This is a genomic window from Ottowia thiooxydans DSM 14619 (assembly GCF_000422885.1).
In the GTDB taxonomy this organism is placed as follows: Bacteria; Pseudomonadota; Gammaproteobacteria; order Burkholderiales; family Burkholderiaceae_C; genus Ottowia; species Ottowia thiooxydans.
Genome location: NZ_KE383944.1, coordinates 23,467 through 30,021, shown reverse-complemented (window position 1 = coordinate 30,021; position 6,555 = coordinate 23,467). Strand labels below are relative to the sequence as shown.

Below are 6,555 nucleotides of genomic sequence, written 5' to 3'. Positions count from 1 at the left end.
CGATGAAACTAGGCCCCCACGCTCCCCCGCTTCGCGTGGTCCGCTGCCCCCCGAGGGGGCCGCATTTTCATCTTGGGAGCGGCCCGGCGATGAAAATAGTGCCCCACGCTTACCCGAGGGGTACTTCTTTGTTCAGGGACGATCCGGCAATAAAAACTCAGGGTAGATTCAATAGGAGTTCAGAAGGCACCACGTAATTTTGTGGGCCCCGTGCCGCGATCTTGAGGGCACCGATGCGGTTACCGAGCGTCGCGCATTTGAGTAAAGACCAGCCCTGCTCCAGGCCATGGAGCAAGGCCCCCCTCCAGGCATCACCGCAACCTGTTGGGTCGACCACTGCGCTCGCTTGCACGGCTGGCACGTGGGTTTTCTCACCCTGCACCCATAAGTCGCATCCTTCGCCGCCCAGGGTGACGATCAGTCCGCGCACGCGACGCGACAACTCCGGCAAATCAACGCCCATGCGTTCACACAGCATCTTGCCTTCGTAATCATTCACGGTCACCCAACTGGCCAGCTCGACAAAGTTCGCTAACTCGCGGCCATCGAACATGGGCAAGCCCTGGCCTGGATCGAAGACGAACGGGATACCAGCAGCATGAAACTGCTCGGCATGCTGCAACATGGCATCACGCCCATCAGGAGAAACGATTCCCAAGCGGATATCTTCGCGTGGTGCGATACGCGTAATGTGCGCCTGCATCATGGCCCCGGGATGAAATGCAGTGATCTGGTTGTTATCCAGATCAGTCATGATCATGGCCTGCGCCGTGTAGGTGTCATTGACCTCCTTCACGAAGTCCGTCGCGATATGGAGGCTGCGCAAACGCTCCACATATTCAGCGCCATCATTACCCACTGTGGCCATGGGAAGCGGCGTGCCCCCCAGTTGCTGCATGGCATAAGCGATGTTGCCGGCGCAGCCGCCGAAGTCTCGCCGCAGGGTAGGCACCAGGAAAGAAACATTCAGGATGTGCAGCTGCTCAGGCAAGATCTGAGTCGCGAAACGCCCCTCGAAGCTCATGATGGTGTCGAATGCGAGCGATCCGCAGATGAGGGTAGACATGGATTGGAATGAGTCCGTTTATTGAGAATTTTTCGTTCAGGGATAGAACGCCATCACGCGATAGCCCACTATGGCCGACGGATCGGGTGAGTCGACCGTGAAGGCACTGGTCCCAGTGAATTCGCCGTGCGCAGGCAAAGTGCGCGAAGCTGAGAAGTCCTGCGCGCGCAGCGCACGGCGCGACAGCATCTGATCCTGCGCATCCGTGAGCGTCAACTCCAGCGAAGGGGTCGCCACAGGCACATCATCGTTATTGCGCAAAGTAAAACTGAGCTGAAACGCATTGGCAGGCCCGCGCTGGAAGCTCGATCCATCGATCACGATGGCGTTCAGATTCCGGTAGGGCTCAACCGTGCAGCCCACTGGGCGGCAAAGTTGCTCCAGCAGCGGCGTCAGCCTGGGCTCCCGTGCGGCCAACCAATCCCGCTGATCGATGGTCCACTGCAGGCCAAGGCCCAGGCCGCCCAGCACCACGACCAACCAAATAACGGCGCGGACACCGCGGGAGCGCCAAAAGGCTTTACGCCGAGCCTCGCGTACGAAGGACGGGACCTCTTCAGCCACAGGTGGCGCTTGCTCCTCCTGGGCTGGCAGAGAGTCCGCAGAAGAGGGCCAGGCAGACTCAGGTCCCGGTGCCTTCTCCTCTTCTTGCAGAGCCTTGGGCTGCTCAGCTTGAGGCTGGCTCAGGGCGAAGTCATGAGGGTCAACTTCCGGAACGGCTTCTTCGGGCTTCAACACGGGTGATGCACCCGTAGCTTGGCGCACGAGCAAGGCATCGGCACGAGGGAACGCTTGATCAAACCTCGCAGAATCATCCGACCTGCTCACTGGCAATGACCTCTCCTGCGTGCGCCAACCTGAGGCGTAGGGTGACGTCAAAACGGGATCGGTCGAGAGATTGTCCAGCGCATCATGCCGTGAATCGGCAACCGGTGGTTCCTCTCCACGCTTCAAGAGATTTTCGGGTGCAAGCGCCTCGTCATGGGGCGCGCTGTGGGGCGACGCAGAATCATTGCGCACAGGCTCTGATGGCGACGCGTCCAAGCCCGAAGGTGCAGCAGCGGGCGACGCGAGCGAAGCCACGGGCTCCAGCTCCTTGCTCTGAGCCGCCGGCAGCATGCCCGCGCCCGCATCGAACACGTGGGCACACACGCCGCATCGAACCCAGCCGGCAGAAATGCGCAGCTGATCAGGAACGACCTTGAACATGGTCGCACAAGCGGGGCAACGCGTGATCAAGCTCATGATGTGGAACGGATTCTAAGCGCCCTAAAGACACGGCGTGGATGAAGAGATATTCCTACCCCGCAAGCTAGGTAGAGCGAACTGGCTCTACCCTCCTCCAGCCGGGAGGTATTAAGGCTTTTTGCCCACCAGCAACACCCATCCATCTTGCGTATCCCCTACCTGCAAATCGATGAAGGGTTCATAAACAGCCTGGAGCTCAGCGGTCTGCCGCTCAAGAACACCGGCCAACACCAGCGAGCCACCGGGCGCCACGTGATTGCAGAGCAGGGGCGCCAACACCTTGAGCGGCGTGGCCAAAATATTCGCCAGCACTACGCCATATTCGCCTTGCGCCTTGTCAGGCAGACCGGCGGTCAATGTGACGCCGTTGGCTTGTGCGTTGTCAACGGTGGAAGTCACCGCGGCTTCATCGATGTCAACTGCATCGATCATGGCTGCACCATGCAACGCGGCGCCGATGGCCAGAATGCCTGAACCGCAGCCGTAATCGAGCACACGCTGGTTGGCTATCGGCTGGGTAGCGATCCAGCGCAGACACATGCGAGTGGTCGGGTGAGTGCCGGTGCCAAAGGCCAGGCCAGGGTCCAGCCGAATCATGCGCTTTGCCTGCGCGGGTGGCTCATGCCACGTAGGCACGATCCAGAATTCTGGTGTGATCTCCACGGGAGCAAATTGCGACTGCGTCAAGCGCACCCAGTCTTCGTCTGGGACAGCGGCCACCGCCTGAAGCGTGCAGCCTTCAAAAAAATCTTGCGCCTTCAACAGCGCCGCGGCCTCTTGGGCTTCGGCTTCTGATCCAAACAATGCCACCACGCAGGAGCGCTCCCAACTACTCGCCGGGGGCGGCATGCCGGGTTCACCGAACAGAGCATGCTCTGATTCGGTATTGGCATCGGCGTCTTCCACGGAGATGCTGAGCGCATCCAAAGCCTCCAAGGCCTCGCAGATCGGTTCGACCTGCTCCTCAGGGCAGATCAGTCGCAGCTCGAACATATCGATCTTTTCAGCGTTTGTGGTCACTCAACCACTTTTCGAGATAGTGAATATTGGTGCCACCGGCGATGAAATTAGCATCGACCATCAACTCGCGATGCAAGGGCACGTTGCTGCTGATACCTTCGATCGCAGTTTCCGCAAGAGCCGTCTGCATGCGGGCAATGGCTTGCTCGCGTGTATCGCCGTGAACGATGATCTTGCCAATCATGGAATCGTAGTTCGGCGGTACGAAGTAGTTGTTGTAGACGTGAGAGTCCACTCGCACGCCTGGACCTCCGGGCATGTGCCAAGTGGTCACTCGACCCGGCGAGGGGGTGAACTTGAACGGATCCTCCGCATTCACCCGGCACTCAATGGCGTGACCCCTCATCTGGATCTGCCGCTGCGTAAATGGAAGCTTCTCGCCTGCCGCCACCATGATCTGGGTGCGAACGATATCCACACCCGTGACCCACTCAGTGACCGGATGCTCCACTTGCACGCGCGTATTCATCTCTATGAAGTAGAACTCGCCGTTTTCGTACAAGAATTCGAAAGTACCGGCGCCGCGATAGCCAATTTTCTTGCAGGCCGCTACGCAGCGCTCGCCAATACGCTCGATAAGGCGGCGTGGAATGCCTGGAGCCGGCGCTTCCTCGATCACCTTCTGATGGCGGCGCTGCATGGAGCAATCGCGCTCGCCCAGATAAACCACGTTGCGATGCTTGTCCGCAATGATCTGAATCTCAATGTGCCGCGGGTTCTGGAGGTATTTCTCCATGTAGACCGCCGGATTGCCAAAGGCCGCGCCGGCCTCCGCCTTGGTCATCTGCACCGCAGCGAGGAGCGCTGCCTCGGTATGCACAACCCGCATGCCGCGCCCGCCGCCGCCGCCTGCAGCTTTGATAATGACCGGATAGCCCACCGATTTTGCGATGCGCTTGAGCGTGGCCGCGTCGTCCGGCAACTCACCTTCAGAGCCCGGTACACAGGGCACGCCCGCCTTGATCATGGCCTGCTTGGCAGACACCTTGTCGCCCATGATGCGGATCGACTCCGGCGTGGGGCCGATGAACTGAAAACCGCTTTTTTCCACACGCTCGGCGAAATCGGCGTTCTCACTGAGAAATCCGTAGCCGGGGTGGATGGCCTCGGAATCAGTGACCTCAGCCGCCGAAATAATTGCGGGCATGTTCAGGTAACTCTGGCTTGACGGCGCCGGGCCAATACACACAGCCTCATCAGCCAAACGAACGTATTTTGCGTCTCGGTCAGCCTCGGAATAGACCATGACCGCCTTGACGCCCAGTTCGCGGCAAGCGCGCTGCACCCGCAGAGCAATTTCGCCGCGATTGGCGACCAATATCTTCTTGAACATCCGATCTCCCGGATTACTCGATCACGACCAGCGGTTGGCCGTATTCGACCGCTTGCCCGTTCTCGCCCAGGATCTTGGTGATGGTGCCGGACTTATCGGCTTCGATCTCATTGAGGATCTTCATCGCTTCGATGATGCAGACCGTATCGCCCACCTTGACCTGAGTCCCCACCTCCACGAAGGGCTTGGCCCCGGGGCTGGCAGAACGATAGAACGTACCGACCATGGGAGACTTGACGACAAAACCGGTTTCAGCCGGTGCACTCGTCGTGTCCGCCTCTACGGCAGGAGCGGTCTGAGCCAGGACTGGGGCAGGTTGGGTGGCCTGCACAGGCGCTGGCCCATACACCACAGCTTGGGCCTGAGACGGCAATCCCTTGACGATGCGAACCTTGCCTTCGGCCTCGGTGATTTCCAGTTCGGACACGTTGGATTCCGACACGAGGTCGATCAGAGTCTTGAGTTTGCGCAAATCCATGAAATGAATGCTTCCAGATGAAACCCCGCGAATTTACATCAAATCGCTGTCAATTTCGGCGAATTCACAATATTTCGCCGAATCCAGTGCGTGGTAGCTAGGCGAAAATTCGCTAAAAAACGCCTACAGCGGCTAACTTGGCGTTGAGCTCAGACCTTTTTGAGCCAAGATTTGAGATCCGGCTCATGAACTTGGCCAATCTTTCGGTCAAGCACCCTGCCATCGGTGCCAAACACCACAGTAAAGGGCAGGCCCCCAGCCTCATTGCCCAGTGACCGGGCTAAATCAATGCCTTCCATACCCGCCATTCCAACGGGGAAATCAAGGGGCCTCTGGGTCAGAAAACGTTTGACCGGCTCCACCTTATCCACCGCAAGACCAACCATTTGCCAGCCATTAGCCTTATTTTCGTTGTAGAAGCGATTCAATAGCGGCAGTTCCTCCACACACGGCGGACACCAGGTGGCCCAGAAGTTCACCAGCAGTGGTTTTCCACGAAATGGAGTCAACAAGAGTGGTGGCGCACCATCTATATGAGAAGGGAAGCTGAGCTCCCAAAAATTGGCGGGCATCACATCATGGGGTTGGAAACGTTTCCAAGCAAATACCCCACCCGCTAGCCCAGCGCCCGCCCCCACCGCACCCGCCAGCAACCATCGCCGGCGCTCGCTCACAGGTGCCGCCTCGTTCAAAGTGGGATCAGTCATGCCCCAGGCTCCTGCAGAAGCTTCTGCACAGCTTTGGTGTTCCCGCGTGGAGCGCGAGCGTCAGAGCCGCGTGGCACCAAAGCCCCGCGCAAATCATCGTGGTCATAAATCATGAGGTGAATACCGATCGTTTCGCCCAACTCGGGGCAAAGACTCGAAAAGCTCAGCGCTTCCACGGAATGACCATGAAAGCCGCGTACCGAGCGAGGCTCATAGGCCACGCCATGGTCGATGAGCGAAATTTCAGCCGACTTGGGATCATCGCAGAATAACTGCAGATGAATGTCAGACAACCGGGTGGCAGTTCCGTTCCATACGGCTCCCGCCAGATGCGGGCGAAACTCAGCCAGGCGCTCCATCCAGACCAGCGCCAATTGGCGAAGTGCAGTCAGCTCCTGTGGTTGCGTGTCGCCACAGAACAGCGCCAGGTAGTCACGCACTTCGCTCTCTAATAGATCGTTATCAGGCAGACGCGCGCGTGAAGGGGCTCCCAGGACCTTGACGGCACGGCGCTTGGCTGTGCCGTAGTCGAGCCCCTCTTCCACAATGAGACGCGCGGCTGTCGCGGCAATTTCGTGCATCAGGGTTTCCATCTACCGCATTCTGCCTTGGTGACGCAGCCCTTGATCGCCCCAGGGAATCCGTCACAACGTTTATCGCCCCTTCGGGTGAGCCTCAACGAGGCGCCCTTGCAGAGGGTCAC

7 protein-coding genes are annotated in these 6,555 nt (G+C 59.0%); all 7 read right to left on the bottom strand.

The genetic code is table 11. From position 1 onward, the window contains the following. Positions 1–157 precede the first annotated feature (157 nt). Complete coding sequence (locus G518_RS0131785; RefSeq protein ID WP_028605910.1) at positions 158–1,066, bottom strand: carbohydrate kinase family protein; 909 nt, start codon at positions 1,064–1,066, stop codon at positions 158–160. Positions 1,067–1,102: 36 nt separating this feature from the next. Then, positions 1,103–2,311: a DUF3426 domain-containing protein gene (locus G518_RS0131780; protein WP_084652455.1), complete on the bottom strand. Its 1,209-nt coding sequence runs from the start codon at positions 2,309–2,311 to the stop codon at positions 1,103–1,105. A 111-nt stretch (positions 2,312–2,422) separates the two neighbouring features. Continuing rightward, entirely contained in the window at positions 2,423–3,307 is an 885-nt protein-coding gene (prmA, locus tag G518_RS0131775) for a 50S ribosomal protein L11 methyltransferase (protein WP_028605908.1), read from the bottom strand. Between the two features lie 10 nt (positions 3,308–3,317). Further along, a complete protein-coding gene (gene accC / locus G518_RS0131770) occupies positions 3,318–4,667 on the bottom strand; it encodes an acetyl-CoA carboxylase biotin carboxylase subunit (RefSeq protein WP_028605907.1) in 1,350 nt (449 codons plus the stop codon). Positions 4,668–4,680: 13 nt separating this feature from the next. After that, positions 4,681–5,145: an acetyl-CoA carboxylase biotin carboxyl carrier protein gene (gene accB / locus G518_RS0131765; RefSeq protein ID WP_028605906.1), complete on the bottom strand. Its 465-nt coding sequence runs from the start codon at positions 5,143–5,145 to the stop codon at positions 4,681–4,683. 149 nt (positions 5,146–5,294) lie between these two features. Next, a complete protein-coding gene (locus G518_RS0131760) occupies positions 5,295–5,852 on the bottom strand; it encodes a TlpA family protein disulfide reductase (protein WP_028605905.1) in 558 nt (185 codons plus the stop codon). Beyond that, entirely contained in the window at positions 5,849–6,445 is a 597-nt protein-coding gene (locus G518_RS0131755; protein WP_028605904.1) for a hypothetical protein, read from the bottom strand. Before G518_RS0131755 ends, G518_RS0131760 begins: the two co-directional genes overlap by 4 nt. Positions 6,446–6,555: the final 110 nt, after the last annotated feature.